This window comes from Pantoea sp. SIMBA_079 (assembly GCF_046940275.1).
GTDB lineage: Bacteria > Pseudomonadota > Gammaproteobacteria > Enterobacterales > Enterobacteriaceae > Pantoea > Pantoea borealis.
Genome location: NZ_JAWRYR010000713.1, coordinates 1 through 248, shown reverse-complemented (window position 1 = coordinate 248; position 248 = coordinate 1). Strand labels below are relative to the sequence as shown.

Here is a 248-nt window from a genome sequence, read left to right as displayed (position 1 = left end):
CGTGTCGGCGACGGCGATGGATCGGACCGGGGACCGGTCGCGACGGGTTGTCAGCTTAACCGAGGCGATCGCCGGATCAGTGCTGGCAGCCAGGGCACCAGTACAGGCGCCGCGCGGCGATCCGCTCGTTGACGACGGTGCCGTCGCAGCGCGGGCACGGCAGGCCTTCGCGCTCGAACACGCGCAGCTTGAAGATCGCTTTCGTGTGTTCGAGGTAGGCCTTGTCCGGCGGCACCTGGGCGCGGTGC

1 protein-coding gene is annotated in these 248 nt (G+C 69.8%); it reads right to left on the bottom strand.

The annotated features are described in order from the left end of the window. Positions 1-76 precede the first annotated feature (76 nt). Complete coding sequence (locus SB719_RS21810; protein ID WP_412159981.1) at positions 77-181, bottom strand: zinc finger domain-containing protein; 105 nt, start codon at positions 179-181, stop codon at positions 77-79. Positions 182-248 lie beyond the last annotated feature (67 nt).